18 protein-coding genes and 1 tRNA gene are annotated in these 16,982 nt (G+C 36.4%); 12 read left to right on the top strand and 7 right to left on the bottom strand.

Annotated elements, in window-relative coordinates; translation table 11 throughout:
* The first annotated feature begins 21 nt into the window (after nt 1–21).
* The 3 genes from HMPREF2660_RS03925 (at nt 22) to HMPREF2660_RS03935 (ending at nt 2,282) form a co-directional block, all read left to right on the top strand.
* Nucleotides 22–1,125 (top strand): Mrp/NBP35 family ATP-binding protein, encoded by a 1,104-nt coding sequence (locus HMPREF2660_RS03925; RefSeq protein WP_013598231.1) that lies wholly within the window; start codon nt 22–24, stop codon nt 1,123–1,125.
* 6 nt (nt 1,126–1,131) lie between these two features.
* The gene (locus HMPREF2660_RS03930; RefSeq protein ID WP_013598232.1) at nt 1,132–1,413 is read left to right on the top strand and encodes a NifU family protein; all 282 of its coding nucleotides are present in this window, start codon (nt 1,132–1,134) and stop codon (nt 1,411–1,413) included.
* Between the two features lie 104 nt (nt 1,414–1,517).
* Nucleotides 1,518–2,282 (top strand): DUF3108 domain-containing protein, encoded by a 765-nt coding sequence (locus HMPREF2660_RS03935; protein ID WP_041942102.1) that lies wholly within the window; start codon nt 1,518–1,520, stop codon nt 2,280–2,282.
* Between the two features lie 4 nt (nt 2,283–2,286).
* Here HMPREF2660_RS03935 and aat read toward each other — a convergent pair whose 3' ends face one another.
* On the bottom strand, nt 2,287–2,922 hold the full coding sequence (gene aat / locus HMPREF2660_RS03940; protein ID WP_013598234.1) for a leucyl/phenylalanyl-tRNA--protein transferase: 636 nt from the start codon (nt 2,920–2,922) through the stop codon (nt 2,287–2,289).
* A gap of 47 nt (nt 2,923–2,969) precedes the next feature.
* Nucleotides 2,970–3,332 carry a DUF3127 domain-containing protein gene (locus HMPREF2660_RS03945; RefSeq protein WP_070485685.1) on the bottom strand — a complete coding sequence of 121 codons (363 nt, stop codon included), beginning with the start codon at nt 3,330–3,332 and terminating at the stop codon, nt 2,970–2,972.
* Nucleotides 3,333–3,439: 107 nt separating this feature from the next.
* Here HMPREF2660_RS03945 and HMPREF2660_RS03950 point away from each other — a divergent pair.
* Together HMPREF2660_RS03950 and HMPREF2660_RS03955 are read left to right on the top strand one after the other, a co-directional pair.
* Nucleotides 3,440–3,521 (top strand) — tRNA-Leu (locus HMPREF2660_RS03950).
* Nucleotides 3,522–3,683: 162 nt separating this feature from the next.
* Complete coding sequence (locus tag HMPREF2660_RS03955) at nt 3,684–3,878, top strand: CsbD family protein (protein WP_013598236.1); 195 nt, start codon at nt 3,684–3,686, stop codon at nt 3,876–3,878.
* Between the two features lie 290 nt (nt 3,879–4,168).
* Here HMPREF2660_RS03955 and HMPREF2660_RS03960 read toward each other — a convergent pair whose 3' ends face one another.
* Nucleotides 4,169–4,804, bottom strand: a complete 636-nt coding sequence (locus tag HMPREF2660_RS03960) for a suppressor of fused domain protein (RefSeq protein ID WP_070485687.1) — start codon at nt 4,802–4,804, stop codon at nt 4,169–4,171.
* Between the two features lie 16 nt (nt 4,805–4,820).
* Nucleotides 4,821–5,840 carry a class 1 fructose-bisphosphatase gene (fbp, locus tag HMPREF2660_RS03965; RefSeq protein ID WP_013598238.1) on the bottom strand — a complete coding sequence of 340 codons (1,020 nt, stop codon included), beginning with the start codon at nt 5,838–5,840 and terminating at the stop codon, nt 4,821–4,823.
* A gap of 181 nt (nt 5,841–6,021) precedes the next feature.
* Here fbp and HMPREF2660_RS03970 point away from each other — a divergent pair, with 181 nt between their 5' ends.
* Nucleotides 6,022–7,263 carry an aspartate kinase gene (locus tag HMPREF2660_RS03970; protein ID WP_070485689.1) on the top strand — a complete coding sequence of 414 codons (1,242 nt, stop codon included), beginning with the start codon at nt 6,022–6,024 and terminating at the stop codon, nt 7,261–7,263.
* A gap of 1 nt (nt 7,264) precedes the next feature.
* Complete coding sequence (locus HMPREF2660_RS03975) at nt 7,265–9,148, top strand: lysophospholipid acyltransferase family protein (protein WP_070485690.1); 1,884 nt, start codon at nt 7,265–7,267, stop codon at nt 9,146–9,148.
* Between the two features lie 57 nt (nt 9,149–9,205).
* Here the strand turns inward: HMPREF2660_RS03975 and HMPREF2660_RS03980 are convergent, their stop codons facing one another.
* Genes HMPREF2660_RS03980 through HMPREF2660_RS03990 form a run of 3 tightly spaced genes read right to left on the bottom strand, consistent with a single transcriptional unit; the run spans nt 9,206 to nt 11,501 of the window.
* Nucleotides 9,206–10,039 carry a siderophore-interacting protein gene (locus HMPREF2660_RS03980; protein ID WP_070485692.1) on the bottom strand — a complete coding sequence of 278 codons (834 nt, stop codon included), beginning with the start codon at nt 10,037–10,039 and terminating at the stop codon, nt 9,206–9,208.
* A 53-nt stretch (nt 10,040–10,092) separates the two neighbouring features.
* Nucleotides 10,093–10,500 (bottom strand): hypothetical protein, encoded by a 408-nt coding sequence (locus HMPREF2660_RS03985; RefSeq protein WP_013598242.1) that lies wholly within the window; start codon nt 10,498–10,500, stop codon nt 10,093–10,095.
* Nucleotides 10,500–11,501: an NAD(P)H-dependent glycerol-3-phosphate dehydrogenase gene (locus tag HMPREF2660_RS03990; protein ID WP_013598243.1), complete on the bottom strand. Its 1,002-nt coding sequence runs from the start codon at nt 11,499–11,501 to the stop codon at nt 10,500–10,502. Before HMPREF2660_RS03990 ends, HMPREF2660_RS03985 begins: the two co-directional genes overlap by 1 nt.
* A 102-nt stretch (nt 11,502–11,603) precedes the next feature.
* Here HMPREF2660_RS03990 and HMPREF2660_RS03995 point away from each other — a divergent pair, with 102 nt between their 5' ends.
* The 5 genes from HMPREF2660_RS03995 to HMPREF2660_RS04015 are packed head-to-tail and all read left to right on the top strand — an operon-like array spanning nt 11,604 to nt 16,978.
* Nucleotides 11,604–13,028, top strand: a complete 1,425-nt coding sequence (locus tag HMPREF2660_RS03995; RefSeq protein ID WP_041942103.1) for a lipopolysaccharide biosynthesis protein — start codon at nt 11,604–11,606, stop codon at nt 13,026–13,028.
* Complete coding sequence (gene dut / locus HMPREF2660_RS04000; RefSeq protein ID WP_070485693.1) at nt 13,025–13,456, top strand: dUTP diphosphatase; 432 nt, start codon at nt 13,025–13,027, stop codon at nt 13,454–13,456. The genes HMPREF2660_RS03995 and dut overlap by 4 nt, the downstream gene beginning before the upstream one ends.
* A gap of 45 nt (nt 13,457–13,501) precedes the next feature.
* The gene (locus HMPREF2660_RS04005; RefSeq protein ID WP_013598246.1) at nt 13,502–14,512 is read left to right on the top strand and encodes a sugar phosphate nucleotidyltransferase; all 1,011 of its coding nucleotides are present in this window, start codon (nt 13,502–13,504) and stop codon (nt 14,510–14,512) included.
* A 13-nt stretch (nt 14,513–14,525) separates the two neighbouring features.
* Nucleotides 14,526–15,311 carry a lipoprotein insertase outer membrane protein LolB1 gene (locus HMPREF2660_RS04010; RefSeq protein WP_070485694.1) on the top strand — a complete coding sequence of 262 codons (786 nt, stop codon included), beginning with the start codon at nt 14,526–14,528 and terminating at the stop codon, nt 15,309–15,311.
* Nucleotides 15,311–16,978: a murein hydrolase activator EnvC family protein gene (locus HMPREF2660_RS04015; RefSeq protein WP_070485696.1), complete on the top strand. Its 1,668-nt coding sequence runs from the start codon at nt 15,311–15,313 to the stop codon at nt 16,976–16,978. The genes HMPREF2660_RS04010 and HMPREF2660_RS04015 overlap by 1 nt, the downstream gene beginning before the upstream one ends.
* The last annotated feature ends 4 nt before the right edge of the window (nt 16,979–16,982 follow it).

The raw sequence follows: 16,982 nt of genomic DNA on the forward strand, positions 1-16,982 counted from the left end.
ATGCTAAATAATGACTGAAAAATGGCTTATACAAGAGATCAGATAAATGAAGTTTTAGAAAGTTTGGGGATTCGCAATTGGATGCGAAATGCACAAGTGATGGGCGAAAAAATTATATTAGACATTGCTTCGCCAACACCTACTATGCACGAGCGCAAGCGCTTAGAAGTTGCAATCAGAAATGCTTTCAGAGAACATTTACCAGAAGCAGAATTACAGCTCAATATCACGGTAGAAGTTGAAGAAAAACCAAACGAAATAAAAGGAAACCCATTACCTGGAGTGAAAAATATTATTGCAGTAGCATCAGGAAAAGGAGGTGTAGGAAAATCGACCATGGCTTCTAATTTGGCAATAAGTTTGGCCAAAATGGGTTTCAAAGTAGGACTGTTGGATGCGGATATCTACGGTCCATCGATGCCAATCATGTTTGATGTAGAAGATGCCAAACCTTTTTCGGTAGAAGTTAACGGCAAAACAAAAATAAAACCAGTAGAAAATTACGGTGTAAAGCTTTTATCCATAGGTTTTTTCGCCGATACCGATCAGGCAATTGTTTGGCGTGGACCTATGGCAGCAAAAGCCCTTAACCAAATGTTGCGCGATGCACATTGGGGTGAGTTAGACTTTTTGCTAATCGATTTACCTCCTGGTACAGGGGATATTCACTTATCTATTGTTCAACAAATTCCGTTGACTGGTGCCGTAGTGGTAAGTACACCACAGCCCATTGCTTTGGCAGATGCACGCAAAGGAGTAGGAATGTTTGCGATGGAAGCGATTAATGTTCCAGTACTTGGAATTGTAGAAAATATGGCTTATTTTACTCCAGAAGAGTTGCCTAATAACAAATACTATATTTTTGGTCAAAATGGAGCAAAGAACTTAGCAGAAGATTTAGGTGTTCCTTTCTTGGGCGAAGTTCCTATAATTCAATCTATCCGTGAAGCAGCAGACGTTGGTCGACCAGCATCCTTGCAAGAAAATACAATAGCCGCGAATATTTATGCCAATATTGCCCGAAATACTGTTCAGAGTTTAGTAGAAAGAAATGACACCCTACCACCAACAGAAGTTGTTCGCATTACCAATATGGCAGGATGTTCAGCAATAAACAAAAACTAAAACACTATGAATACAGAACTTATTGATAATGTCCATAAAGCATTGGACGAAATCCGTCCTTTTCTTAATTCGGATGGTGGAGATATCGAACTTGTAGAGGTAAAAGATAATGTCGTAAAAGTAAGATTAAAAGGCGCCTGCACGTCTTGTTCTGTGAATCAAATGACCTTGAAAGCAGGGGTAGAAACTACTGTGAAAAAGTTTGTTCCAGAAATAATTAAGGTAATCGATGTATCGAGCCAAGAGAATGCCGGTGAAGACGAATCACATTCTACCGAACATTCATAGAAAAAAGAGAGTATTGTTTAACTAAAACTCGTTTCGACTGGAGCGAGTTTTATTTTGGCAAAGAATTTGACATTATTGTCAATGCTAAACCAAGTGATATGTATATGAAACGAATTTACAGTGTGCTTTTTGTTTTTATGTTGATGATAAGCACACAGGCACAGTTCAACTTCAAATCGGGTGAGTTTTTAAAATATAGAATTCACTATTCTGGCCTGAATGCTGGTTTCGCAACACTGAATGTAAAAAACATGAAATACGATGGTCGCGACCATTTTCATATAGTAGGAAAAGGAAGCTCTTCGGGTGCAGTAAGGGCTTTCTACAAGGTAGATGATGTGTATGAAACATTTATAGATAAAAGCATTTTCAAGCCCACAAAATTTATAAGAAATATTAGCGAAGGAGGTTACGAGCGCTATCAGATTTATTACTTCAATCATAGCGACCAATATGCGATTGTAGATGATGTAAAACGTAACAAATCGGCATCGGTGAAGTTTTTTGGTGAAGCGTATGATTTACTATCGGTTGTGTATTCTTTGCGTAATGAAGATCATACGAAACTGGTCGAAGGACAATTTCTCGATCGGAATATTTTCTTGGGCGATGAAACCTATAAATTCAGAATAAAAATTTTAGGTAGAGAAGAAAAGAAAACTAAATTTGGTAAAATCAACACAATTATGATCAGACCTTATGTGCAAGAGGGACGTGTTTTTAAAGAATCCGAGAGTGTAACAATGTGGATTACAGATGATGCAAATATGATTCCGGTTTCGGTAAAAGCTTCCTTGGTCGTAGGGTCACTTAATGCAGATATTTATGAATATAAAAATCTGAAATATCCAATCAATTTTGTAAAATAAAAAATTACTTAGAAATATACTGTAAAAAGGTTTCGGCACTAATCATTTCAGCACCCAGGCTTTCTAGGTGTTCGGTGTAGACTTGGCAATCAATCAGGTCGTATTCATGAAAGTTCGTTGCTATAAAATGGATAAAGCCTGCTTTCGAAGCATTGCTTACTTTGCTAAACATGCTCTCACCGCAGAAAACACGTCCTACCTCTATCCCATAAAAACCGCCGACTAAGGTGTCTTCTTCCCAAACTTCGATACTCTTTGCCCACCCTAAACGATGCAACTCTACGTATGCCTCGATCATTTCTTCGGTGAGCCATGTTCCGTCTTGATTTTTGCGAGGAATCTCTGCACAAAGTCTGATAACTTGTTCGAAGGCCAGGTTTTCGGTAAAATGAAATTGCTGATTGCGAAAAACTTTCCGCATCGTTTTAGATACTTTTAAATTCGCTGGAAAAAGAACAAAACGCTCTGGAGGAAACCACCACAAAATAGGATCCTCCTGATTGAACCAAGGGAAGATTCCTTTGCTATACGCCAATAGCAAGCGTTCCGGAGACAAATCACCACCAATGGCTAAGATTCCTTCTTCGCTTGCATGTACATAATCTGGGAAATAATTATCAGTAGAATTGAGCCAAATCATAATAAAAAACGTGCCTTTACGACACGTTGTATTGTTTAAGATTTTCCTTAAAAAGGTAAATCATCATCCTCATTACTAAAATCTGTCGGTGGAGCAGGGGTAATTTGCTGGTATTGGTCTGGAGACGGAGCAGCATCGGCCAAGCTTTCGATTCTCCATCCCTGAATAGAGTTGAAATATTTAGCTACACCCTCTGGGTTAATCCATTCACGACCACGAATATTGATCGATATACGAACCTCTTGTCCTTCTCTGTAATTGTTTAATAAATCGGTTTTGTCTTGGGTAAATTCTACCAAAATATCTTGAGGATATTGTTCTTGCGTTGTAATAACGATTTCTCTTTTCTTGAAACTTGCTGTAATGTTTTGAGTTTCAAATATTTTCTTGATTCTTCCTGTAATTTCCATATAAATCTTACTTCTTTGATACAAAGTTAGTAGATTTCAACAAATAAAAAATTTTGTGTTAGATATTTTGTCAATAAAAATATTAATGTATATTTGCAATCTCAAATGCGGGCGTGGTGGAATTGGTAGACACGCTAGACTTAGGATCTAGTGCCGCAAGGTGTGAGAGTTCGAGTCTCTCCGCCCGTACTGTAAAAGCTTCAATTAGAAATAATTGGAGCTTTTTTTATGCTCGAAAAGTTTAGTTATATAACTCAAAAGCTTCAATGTTTAGGTTTTTTTTAACAAACAGGGGTGGTTTTTGGTGTGTTAATTGCTTGATGTATAAGTAATAACATAAAATATAAAAAAATGAATGCACAAGAGTTAGAAGGAAAATGGAAAAGAATCAAAGGAGCTGTAAAAGAAAAATACGGTGAGTGGTTCGACGATGATAAAGTATATGTAGAAGGAAAATGGGATCAAATAGTCGGGAAAATCCAAGAAAAAACTGGAAGAACCCGTGAAGATATCGAGAAAGAAATTAAGAATTGGAAAGAGGATTAATATCGAATATCTGTCAGAAAATACTTTAGAAAACTGGAATTGTTCCAGTTTTTTTTTATATAAGAATTATTACTCTTGACCACAAAAAAAAGCGTCTCTAGAAAAGAGACGCTCAAACTAAGTTTAAACTTAATTTACCAACCTAAAACCTATGAAAAATAACTAAACTTATTCCAAATATATGGATTAAGTAAGAATTTCCTCCACAAGATAACTAAGTGTTTTTTATTTGGAAGAAGATAATCTACATTTTAACTAAATTTTATTATTGATTTCGTAGCCAACTCTACTTATACCACACAAATGAATTGTGGGTTATTCTTCTTAATTTCTTGTACCACAGCCTTAATATGAGGATATGAAGGGTCATTTTCAAGACTTTTTAAAGTACTACTATCGATGCCAATAATTTGTAAAAATTTAACTTTTCCGTGAGGTGTTTCTATTTCTCCAAGCTCAGGATCTTTTATAAAAATAATTCCTACAATATCGTTATCGGTATCTTGTCGAATTTTACCCCCCAAGGGCATGAACTGAAATTCATCAAAATATATTTTTGTTTCATATACAAACCGACCCAAGTTCTGCAATACATTTATTGCCCAAAAAGGATCTTCGCCATGGTCTTTTGCCGATGGTTTTACACGAAAAGAAAACTCGAATCCCCATTTACTGTATTCCCCCGAAATAGCCTCTTCGTTGTAATATAAATGAGACATACCATAGCTAATCAGATGGTCGTAATGATCAGTTCTATAAATAGCCACGCCGTCCAAAGCATCTTCTCCACCTTCGAAACTCAATACATGTGGAGAATAGAAATTTGGCGTAGCATTGGGGTAGATTTTCTTCAATGCATCCTCGATAAATAGGGCTCCTACAGCTTGCTTCTTGTTGTAGGTCGATTGGTATGATTGTAAATCCATAAAAGATTTTGGTGTGTTATTGACTGTCTTTTTCTGCTTGCATAAAAGCCTCGGCTTTTTCTACCATATTTTTAGAGCCGCAGAAAAATGGTACACGCTGATGTAGTTCGGTTGGTTGAATATCCAAGATTCTATGAAAACCGTCACTAGCTTTTCCGCCAGCTTGTTCTGCAATAAAAGCCATCGGGTTACACTCGTACAAGAGACGCAATTTGCCATTCGGATTATTGGTTCCAGATGGATAAATATAAATACCTCCTTTCAGCATATTTCTATGGAAATCTGAGCATAAAGACCCAATGTAACGAGAAGTGTAAGGGCGTTCGCCTTCTTCTTCTTGACAATATTTGATGTATTTTTTTACTCCAGCCGGGAATTTAGCATAATTTCCTTCGTTGATCGAATAAATATTTCCGTCTTCAGGAATTTTCATGTCAGGGTGAGAAAGATAAAACGTACCGATTCCAGGGTTAAGCGTAAAACCATTTACTCCGTTTCCGGTGGTATACACTAACATGGTAGAAGTGCCGTATACAATATATCCTGCTGCTACCTGTTGATTACCAGGTTGTAGAAAATCTTCTTGCGTTACAGGTGTACCAGGTTCGGAAATTCTTCGGTAAATAGAAAAAATTGTTCCTACCGAAACATTTACATCAATATTAGATGACCCATCGAGCGGATCGATTAAAACAACATATTTACTGTTTTTGGCATTCGTAGTACAAGGAATTTCTATATAGTCTTCGTTTTCTTCAGAAGCAATTCCGCAGACCACTTCTCGTTGTGAGAGCGTGTCGATAAACACTTCATTAGCGTAAACATCTAATTTTTGTTGACGTTCTCCTTGCACATTCTCTTCACCATATTCGCCTAAAATATTCACCAAGCCAGCTTTGTTTACTTTGTAATTAACGATTTTGGTGGCTAATTTTATGGAACTTAGTAATCGGCTAAGCTCACCACTCGAATACACAAAATCATCTTGTTTTTGGATGATGAATTCGCCTAAAGTGGGATGGGTGTTTTGTGTCATAATAGTTTATAAGTTTGTTTAGCAAAATTAGGAAGATATTTTAGGATTTGAAAGTTTTATCGGGTTGATATATTCTTGCTTATATTTCCTTATTTGTTTTTTTGTTCTGAGTACATTCTATTTATAAATCGGTAAGTTGCGTATCTTTACAGACTAAATAAATTGTGAATCTACAAATAGAATGAAGGTATATAAATTTGGAGGAGCATCGGTGAAAGATGCAGAAAGTATCCGAAACGTTGCGCAAGTTTTGCAAAAAGTAGGTTATTCGGATGTTTGTATGATAATTTCTGCCATGGGAAAAACTACCAATGCTTTAGAAGAGGTAGTGGCTTTGTATGTAGAGCAAGTAGATTATCAGACCAAAATAAACGAAATCAAAGAACAACATCTGCAAGTTGTTCAGGATTTATTCGATCAGCCCAAAAGAACAACGCAAGCGGTCGAGAATCTTTTTTCGGATCTGGAAGCTTTTTTAAGACGCAATAAATCGCCAAATTATAACTATATCTACGATCAGGTGGTGTGTAAGGGCGAGCTGGTCTCAACTACAATCGTAAGCGAATATCTCAACACTGTTGGCATTCATAATGCGTGGTACGATGTGCGAGAGTATATCAAAACTGATGATACTTACCGAGAAGGGCAAGTGGATTGGGAAAAAACACAAAAGGCTATCGCAACATTGCCAAAAGATAGAATGATTATTACACAAGGTTTTTTGGGATCGGATGCTAATTTTTTCACGACAACACTCGGTAGAGAAGGTTCTGACTATTCGGCAGCTATTTTTGCTTACTGTCTAGATGCAGAAAGTATGACAATCTGGAAAGATGTACCCGGTGTACTGAATGCGGATCCACGTTATTTTGAGGATACCGTTTTGCTCGATCGTATTTCGTACGAAGAAGCCATTGAGTTAGCATACTACGGAGCATCTGTCATCCATCCGAAAACAATGCAGCCGTTGCAAAATAAAAATATCCCATTTTTTGTGAAGTCTTTTTATGAGCCATTAGCTCCCGGAACTTCGGTAGGACAAGGCCAGAAAATTTCACCAAAAACAGCCTGTTATATCCTGAAAAAAGATCAACATTTATTGCATATTTCCAGCAAAGACTTCTCGTTTATTACAGAAGAAAATTTAAGCGCAATCTTCAATGCTTTGTATGATGCGAAGATTAAAGTAAATTTGATGCAAAATTCAGCAATTAGTTTATCTTTATGCGTAGAGGATAAGTATCAACACCTAAACGAATTATTAAACCAACTCAACCATGACTATAAAATCTCACACGAAAAGGGTGTAAATCTATATACTATAAGGCATTATGATGATAATTCCGATCAGTGCCTTGCCGGTAAAGAAGAATTATTACGTCAAACGTTTAAAGAAACACTACAAATAGTAACCAAATCTTAACATGGGAATAGTATCGACAGATGACATATACAAAGCGCTAGGCTTACAAAAACTAGGAGTCTTAGGCAAACCAATTGCATGGTCGTTGATTTATATTACTAGATTCAATGTGCTCAACAATATCTATAACAGAGGAAAAGATTTACCTACTGATCAATTTTTAGATTTTTTGTTAGACGATATCAATGTAGATTACGAAATCCATGAAGAAGACCTCAATAGAATACCTAAAACTGGCCCTTTTATTATATTGGCCAATCATCCCTTGGGAGCTTTAGATGGGATAATTATGATGCATGCCATAGGAAAAGTTCGACCCGATTTCAAAGTAATGGGTAACTTTCTTTTGCATCAAATAAAGCCTCTAGAAACAATGGTAATTCCAGTAAATCCTTTCGAAACGAGAAAAGAAGTGTATAACAGTTTACACGGCTTGCGAGTAGCACTTAGCCATTTAGAAGGAGGTGGAGGATTGGGGATTTTCCCGGCAGGCGAGGTTTCTTTCAAGAATGAAGAGGGAGAAATTGTCGATCGAGTTTGGCAAGATTCTGCAATTCGTTTGGTGCAAAAAGCCAAAGTTCCGGTAGTGCCAATGTTTTTCAGGGCAAGAAATAGCAAACTTTTCTACCGGATGTCTCAGTTGCACCCCGATGTGCAAACGGCAATGTTGCCTTCTGAAATGATTCGTAAAAGAACAAAACCAATCCAAATAAGAATCGGGAAACCCATTCTACCAAAAACTCAGGAAGAATACAAGAATGTCGAACAATTTAGACTTTTCTTGCGTAGGAAAGTCTATATCCTATCGTCGTATTACGGAAAGAAAAACTCACTGAGAGAGAACTTATCCATCGATTCGATTAAGAAATTGCCGTCGACAATTCCATCATTGCCGCTGAAGATAATACCGCAGTTTATCCCACAATTATCACGAGCATCCAAACCAAAAGAAGTAATTAGTGAAACACAAAAAGAATTGTTGCTCAGCGATATAGATATTCTCAATGAAGATCCGATGAATTTATTGTTTACCAGCAATCAGTACGAATGTTATTTTGCTTTGGCCCAAAATATCCCAAATATTTTGCGAGAATTAGGGCGATTGCGAGAAATAACCTTTCGGGCAATTGGTGAAGGAACCAACCATGAAATAGATTTGGATTGGTATGACAATCATTACCATCATCTATTTTTGTGGGACAAAGAAAATGAACGAATTGTTGGAGCGTATAGAATGGCTTTGGGTGCCGATGTGTATGAAAAATATGGAGTCAAAGGCTTCTATATTAGCGAACTGTTTAACTTCGAGCCCGAGATTCATCCTTTTTTCAAGAAATGTATAGAAATGGGGCGTGCTTTTGTAGTAGAAGATTATCAACAAAAACCAATGCCGCTCTTTTTGCTTTGGAGAGGAATTGTCCATGTTACTTTGCGCAATCCTCATCAAAAATATATTATTGGTGGTGTGAGTATTAGCAATCAGTTCTCGGATTTTTCTAAATCGTTGATGATCGAGTTTATGCGTTCGCATTATTTTGATCCAATAGTTGCGCAATATGTACATGCCAAGAACGAATATAAAGTAAAACTAAAAGAAGAGGAGAGAAGTTTGATTTTCGAAGACAACGCCGATCTCAATAAATTTGATAAGTTGATCGATGAGTTAGAGCCGAATATGTTGCGTTTACCTGTTCTGATAAAAAAATATATAAAACAAAATGCAAAAGTAATAGCCTTTAATGTTGACCCTAAATTCAATGATGCGATAGATGGTCTGATGTATATTCGGATTTCCGACTTGCCAGAATCTACCGTAAAACCTGTCTTAGAGGATATTCAGGCAGAATTAGAACGAAAGTTGAAGGAAGAGAAAAGTAAAGAATAAAAAAACCACTCGTATTCGAGTGGATTTTTTATTGATTTGATAATGATATATGATTTCTTACAAAGAAATCAATTCTATAGATTCTGTTTTTTTATAACATTTTTCTATTGCATTGCGTTCTTCTTTTCCTAATTTCCAATGCGATGTACAGAAATATTCGTGTCTTTTCCAGGCTAGATTTTCTTTAAAAAACGTTCTGATTTTTTTTGTGCTTGTAGACTCTGAGGCTACATAAGCAAAACGATTAATCTTTTTCTTGGTAGGAAATTCTATTTTTTTAAGTTTTTTGTATAAATCAGAATTTGCGCCTACCAAAGGGTTCACAACCCAATGAATGTCTAGAGGAGTGTCAATCGCATGAATATCTTCTTTGGACGGAACCTCGATCAGCATAACTCCCTTAGCCGTAGAGGGTAAGTTTTCGGCAATAACTGAAACAACAGGCAAACCTGTAAGATCTGCTGCTAAACAGTACCAATCTGCTTTTTGAGCAATTTTTTTAGAGCTATTTTTCATGGTAACGCCAATTGCATCGCCTACTTTTGCCAGATTTGCCCATCGGGTTCCTGGTCCTTGTGTACCGTGATTGGCAACATCGATCACTAATTGATTGTTTTTGGGTAAGATTTTTCGTAGGGTATACGTTCTTGATTTTGGTTTGAACTTCTCGCTAGCAGAAATCCATTTGCCAGATTTTTCATTGTATTTCGCAAAATGTTTATCGCACATTTCTAGTGGTGGAAAGTATAGTTTACAACTACTGCCGCAAGTCATAGAGAGATATTCTTCTATGTTTTCTCGGCCTAAATATAGACGAATGAAATTTGGTCCGATGAATTCTTTGTGTTGTAAGATAAATTTTTGTTTGGTGATTTTCGATTTTCCTGCCATGCTTTTACCCAAATAATGAGCAAAAATACATGAAATATTAATTTAGACAAAATCTAATTTAGAGAAGGAAGTTCTTTTATTGCTTTTTCTACCCAAGTATCTTCTTCTGTGGGGAAACGGAAAACATCTGAATTTACTCGATTGATACGTTCTATAATTGCAAGAATTTGTCGTGCTTTTTCTGTTTCTCCTTGTTCTACATAATAATGAGCAGCTTTCGCAAAAGCCAAAATGTTTTTATTTTTCATATCAAAACTCAACAAAAATAAATCACGCTCTTCATCTTCTTCTAGAAGTACTTGCAATTGTTCATCGTTTATATGATAATACGAATGTAGCATTTCTTTGAAATAGTAATCAAACTCGGAAACAGCATCTTTGTAGTATTCGATATCGAGTAGTTTGCTAAGCATTTTGCCAAGCTCTTCGATGTATTTTGCTATAAAATCTCTTTTGAGCATTAGTCTAACTTTTTGGTTAATTTGTCCATTACTTTTTTAGGGTTTTTTCCTTGGTATAAAATTTTATATACGGCAGAAATTATCGGACATTTTACTTCGAATTTATCTTTCATTTCATACACACCTCTTGTCGCATAATATCCCTCGGCCACCATATTCATTTCTAAGATAGCAGATTTCACGGTATAGCCTTTCCCAATCATATTCCCAAACATCCGATTACGTGAGAAAAAAGAGTAACCTGTTACCAAAAGATCTCCTAAATAGGCTGAGTCGTTGATGTCTCTATCGCGCCAATCAATTGTATACAAAAGACGCTCCATCTCCCGAATTGCGTTACTCATCAGTACGGCCTGGAAATTATCACCATAGCCTACTCCATGCGCAATGCCGGCTGCAATAGCATAGATGTTTTTTAGGATTGCTCCATATTCGGTCCCGATAACATCATCGGTTATTTTGGCTTGGATAAAATCACACCGTAAACAATTTGCAATCATTTCGGCCATTTTGGGATCTTGATGCGCAACGGTAAGATAAGATAAACGTTCGAGTGCAACTTCCTCTGCATGGCAAGGTCCACTGATAACACCCATATTTTCTGTTGGTACTTGATGTTTTTGATGTAAAAATTCGTTCACAGCTAAATAATGATTCGGTACAATCCCTTTTATCGAGCTCACGAGGATTTTATCTTTCAATGGAACATTCAGGCGTTCTAAACATTTTTCTACGTAAATAGATGGTACGACAAGAAAGATAATATCACTTTCGAAAACAACCTCATTAATGTCGGTAGAAATAATAAATTGATCTGGATTAAACTCAACATCAGTCAAATAAGTAGGGTTGTGTTTCGAGCGAATCAGATGTCCTTTTACAAAATCATCTTTTACCCACCAGCGAATATTGCTCAGATTTTTACTAAGTATCTTCGCAATTGCAGTTGCCCAACTACCATTTCCGATTAAACCAATCCGATAGGCTTCTAATTCTTTCATCGTGTGAATTTTGAACCATCAAAGATACATATTTTACCATGATCTAAGTTTTGATTTTTGAAAAAGAAATCTCAATTTTGCTGAATATTTTAGACCAAGCCTTTGTACAAAAAACTCTTAAGTGAAACAATAATTTATGGAATGGGTGCGATTTTACCGCGACTCATTATTTTTATTCTCACTCCTTTCATCATAAAAGAGGTGAATAGTGTAGAGTATTCTCAGTACGGACAGCTCTATGCCGCAGTTTCTTACCTGAATGTGATTTTGACTTTTGGTTTCGAAACTGCTTTTTTTCGTTACGCTTCACAAGATGGCTTGTACAAGAAAACCCTTAATACATCGTTTTGGTTTATGTTCTTTACCTCGAGTACATTTATCCTGCTCGTGTATCTGTTTTTGCAACCTTTAGCTGATTTTGCAGATTATGCCAATCATCCAGAATATCTGAAATGGTTTGGTTGGATTATTTTTTTCGACACCCTATGTGTGATTCCGTTCGCATATTTGCGTTTTAATAATATGCCAGTAAAATATTCTCTTACCCGAATTATTGTTAGTAGTTTTCAGGCAGTTCTCACATTTGCGATGCTTTATTGGATTACCGATAGTTGGTTGGTGGAAATTGGTCTATCAGAGAAAATTTCCTACACATTTGTTGCCAATCTCTTGGCAAGTATATTGGGGTTTGTTCTATTGTTTCCGATAGTAATGAAAATACAATTCAAATTCGATAGGGTATTATTCAAGAAAATGCTTCATTATGGCTACCCAATCATGATTGCTGGCTTAGCTTTCGTTACCAATGAAAATCTCGATAAACTAATCCAAAGAAATATAATTTCCGAAGCCGATGCAGGCGCTTATAATGGGGTCTATAAACTGGCCATGATTCTCACCCTTTTTGTTACCGCATACCGAATGGGTGTCGAGCCTTTTTTCTTCAAAGTCTCGGAGAAAGCAGATAGCCGAAAAACATATGCCGATGTGTTGTTGTACTTCAGTATAGTTTGTAATGTGGTGATTATCGGTGTTGTAGCTAATCTAGATTGGATAAAGCTAATCCTAATCAGAAACCCATCTTATTGGATAGCAATGGATATCGTGCCAATAATTCTCATCGCTAACTTGTTTTACGGTTTATATTTCAACCTGTCTACATGGTACAAAGTGACGGACAAAACCTACGTCGGGACAATTATTTCTTTGATAGGATGCGGTATTACAGTAATAATGAATTTCACCTTACTAAGAAAATATGGTTTCATGGTTTCTGCTTGGGCAACACTTTTGGCCTATGGAAGTATGATGCTGATTTCGTATTTTTGGGGACAAAAAGAATATAAAATTCCCTATAAAACCAAGAAAATTGTTTTTTATACCACATCTGCAATTATTATTACCTGTGTAACATATTATCTTCTAGATAATAACTTTTTCATTGGAAATAGTTTGCTTATCATGTATATTGCGATGACTTATTTTATAGAAAAAAGGAGTCTTAAATTAGAAAATAAAATAAGATGAAAGTAAAAATCATCAACCTATCCAATCATGCTTTGCCTGCCTATAAAACAGCCTTGTCAGCAGGTATGGATCTTACTGCTAATCTTACAGAAGCGGTAGAACTAGAGCCTCTAGAAAGAAAACTAATACCGACGGGCATTTCTATAGAATTGCCTGCTGGCTACGAAGCACAGGTTCGCCCAAGAAGTGGACTTGCCCTGAAAGATGGTTTGTCTGTCCTCAACACTCCTGGGACAATAGATGCCGATTATCGTGGTGAAATTGGGGTGATTATGATTAATCTCTCTAGAAAAAAAATAACCATCCAAAACGGAGAAAGAATTGCTCAGTTGGTGATTGCAAAACATGAGACAGTCGAATGGGAGGAAGTCCAAGATTTGTCTGATACTTCGCGTGGTGCCAAAGGATTTGGTAGCACGGGCAAATAATAAAAAATAAGTAAATACGTTAGTAAAAAAAAACCTGAAAATATAATGAAAATTATTATTCCAATGGCGGGAAGAGGTTCTCGTCTTCGACCGCATACCCTCACAACGCCTAAGCCTTTGATCCCGATTGCTGGCAAGCCAATTGTTCATCGTTTAGCAGAGGATATACATAGACTATCATCGGAGGCTATCGACGAAATTGCCTTTGTAATTGGCGATTTTGGCGAAGAAGTAGAAAAAAACCTATTGCAAATTGCACAAAGTTTAGGAGCTAAAGGTAGTATCTATCGACAAGAAGAGCCTCTAGGGACTGCACATGCGATTTGGATGGCAAAAGAAGCTATGGATGGGCCAGTTGTGGTAGCATTTGCAGATACTTTGTTTCAAGCAAATTTCGAGCTCGATACCACAAATGATGGAGTAGTTTGGGTGAAACAAGTAGAAAATCCTAGTGCCTTTGGAGTAGTAAAATTAGACAACAACGGATTTATCACAGATTTCATAGAAAAACCTAAAGAATTTGTGTCAGACTTGGCAATTATAGGTATTTATTTTTTCAAAGATGGACAAGAACTGAAAAATGAAATTCGATACCTAATTGACAATAATATAATGAAAAGTGGCGAGTATCAACTAACAGATGCATTAGAAAATATGCGGGCCAAAGGTAAAAAATTCACCCTAGGAAAAGTTGATGAATGGATGGATTGTGGCAACAAAACAGTCACCGTAGAAACCAACAGCAAAGTACTAGGCTTTTGTGGTGAGTTTGAGATTCCTTCATCTGCAAAAATTACCAATTCACTAATCATTCAGCCATGTTTTATTGGTGAAAATGTCATCATCGAAGACTCTAAAGTAGGACCAAATGTTTCTTTAGGCAACGGAACCAAAGTCATTGGCACAAACATAGAAAATAGCCTGGTGCAAGAAAATGCTGTCATAGAAAATGCTCATCTTACCGAAAGTATGATAGGCAACAATGCAGAATATTATGGTCTTTCCAGAAGCATCAGTTTAGGAGATTATTCGGTAATAGATTTTAAATTACAATAATAAAACCGATATAATGAGGAAAATTGCTATCTCTGTTATGATAAGTTTATTATTGGCAAGCTGTGCTTCTAGCAAAAGAACCACAACCAGTAAAATAAACGAAACCTCGGCTTTTGCATCGAGCAGTAGTGCGATCATAAAAAATGTAATCAGTAAAGAATCGAGCTTTGATTATTTGATGATCAAATCAACACTCAAAGCCGATCTAGGTGATATCAATACTGGTATTGATGCGACAATATTTATCGACAATCAAGATAAAATATGGATCAATGCACAGAAATTTATTTTCAAAGCACGCGCTTTAGTAACGCCAGATAAATTTCAGGCATATGAAAATATGGGGAAATCGTACATAGACGGTGATTTTTCTTTCATTAATAAAATTTTAGGTGTTGATTTTATCGATTATCAAAAATTTCAGAATTTGATGCTAGGTAAAGTATTTGTCAATCTTACGGATACTGATTTCATAGCAGAAAAAGTAGACAATGAATATAGAATAACACCAACGGCTGCTAAATCGAAGAAAGAAGCATACGAACAATCGTATATTTTTGATAGTGGTTTTCGGTTGAAAGAAGCCAACTTACATTATCCTAAAGAAAAAGTTGAGGTACAAATCCAATATCTCAACTGGGTGAAAGCAGGAAAAGAAGAGCTGCCTAAAAATGTTAAAATTTTGGTAAAAGATAAGAAAACCAAACAAATTGATTTAGAATATAATAGTTTTACGTTTCAACAAATAGATACGCCATTTAGCATACCGAGTGGATATAAGAAAAGAGATATTAAATAATGAGAACCCTTCTAAGCTGTGTCTTATTTTTTTCTGGTATTTTGCTCTTTGCGCAGAAAATAAGCGATAAAGAGAAATTGCAAAAACAAAATCTCGAGCTGAAAAAAGAAATTATTCAGCTTAGTAAGCAGCTGAAAAAGAATCAACAAGATTCTAAGCTGAATGTTGATTTTGTGCACAATCTTACCAAGAAAATAGAAGTACAATCAAAACTAGTCAATAACCTATCGAAAGAAAAAAAACTTCTAGATGATGATATCTACACTACTCAATTAGAAATTAATAAACTCTCTCGCGAATTGGCAGGATTAAAGCAGGAATATAAAAAAGTTTTAATCAAGGCTTACAAGAATAAGTCAACTGCAAACAAAATGCTGTTTGTTTTGTCATCTACCAGCCTCAATCAGGCCTATCGTCGTATCAAATATTTAGAAAAATATTCAGATTATCAGAAAGCACAAGCTCAAGAAATCATGGATAAGCAATCGGCAATTGTCAGTGCAAAAAAGCAAAAAGAAAAAGCCGTTAACGACAAAGAAAAAGTGCTAAAACAGCAAATAATTTTTGCTGAAGGATTAGAGAGCGAGCGTCGTGCAAAAAACGCAGCCATAGAAGAATTTAAGAAGAATGAAGGTTTGATAACCGCTCAGATTCGAGAAAAAGAAGCACTACAAAGACAAATTGATTCTCAAATAAGAAGAATTATAGAAGAAGAAATCCGCTTAGAAAAGTTACGAGCAGAAAAAGATAGAAAAGAATGGCAAACAGCACTAAGTGCGAATACTATTCCGGCATATCAGAAATACATGAGTGATAATCCTAAAGGGGATTATTATACCTCTGCCCAAAAAGCCATCAAAGTAATCGAAGAAGATGCAAGAGCATGGAATGTAGCTAGATCTACGCATACCAAAGCATCTTATCAAGCTTACCTAAAATCTAATCCGAAAGGATCTTTTGTGACAACGGCGCGTACAGAGATTGAGAAGTTTGAGAAATTAGAACGCGAAGCAGAAGCCGAACGTCAACGATTGATTGCCTTGGCAAAAGCAGAAGAGGAGAGAAGACTTAAGGCACAGAAAGAAGAAGATGAACGTAAAATTGCTGCTGCAAGAGCAGAAGCCGAAAGAGCTGCACGTGAAAAAGCAGACAAAGAAGTCGTAACAAAAGTGCCAGAAAAAGAGAAAGTTGTAAAAGTAGACAAGGCAACACCTAGTAATGAGGCTTATGAAGACCGTACAGGTCTGGGAGGTATATCTGGTGATTTTGCATCGAGCAAAGGACGTTTACGTTGGCCGGTAGATAACGGTCGTGTTGTTGCATCCTTTGGTACTTCATCTCACCCGATTTTGTCGAATATTTCCTACGAAAATTTAGGGGTAGATATTGCAACCAATCGAGGGGCACAAGCAAAAGCAGTTTTCGAGGGAGAAGTTACCGCCGTACAGCAAATAGCTGGAGGGGCCAAAATGGTTCTTGTTCGTCATGGATCTTTCTTTACGGCGTATACGAATTTAAGTTCGGTTTCGGTTTCAAAAGGCGATAAAGTAAGTCGAGGACAAGCTTTGGGAACAATCGATACTACCGACGGACAAACGGTCATGAATTTCCAGGTTTGGAACGGAACACAAAGACAAAATCCAGCAACTTGGGTTGCAGGTATGTAAGAAT

It is taken from the genome of Weeksella sp. HMSC059D05, assembly GCF_001809725.1.
Classification (GTDB): Bacteria; Bacteroidota; Bacteroidia; order Flavobacteriales; family Weeksellaceae; genus Weeksella; species Weeksella virosa.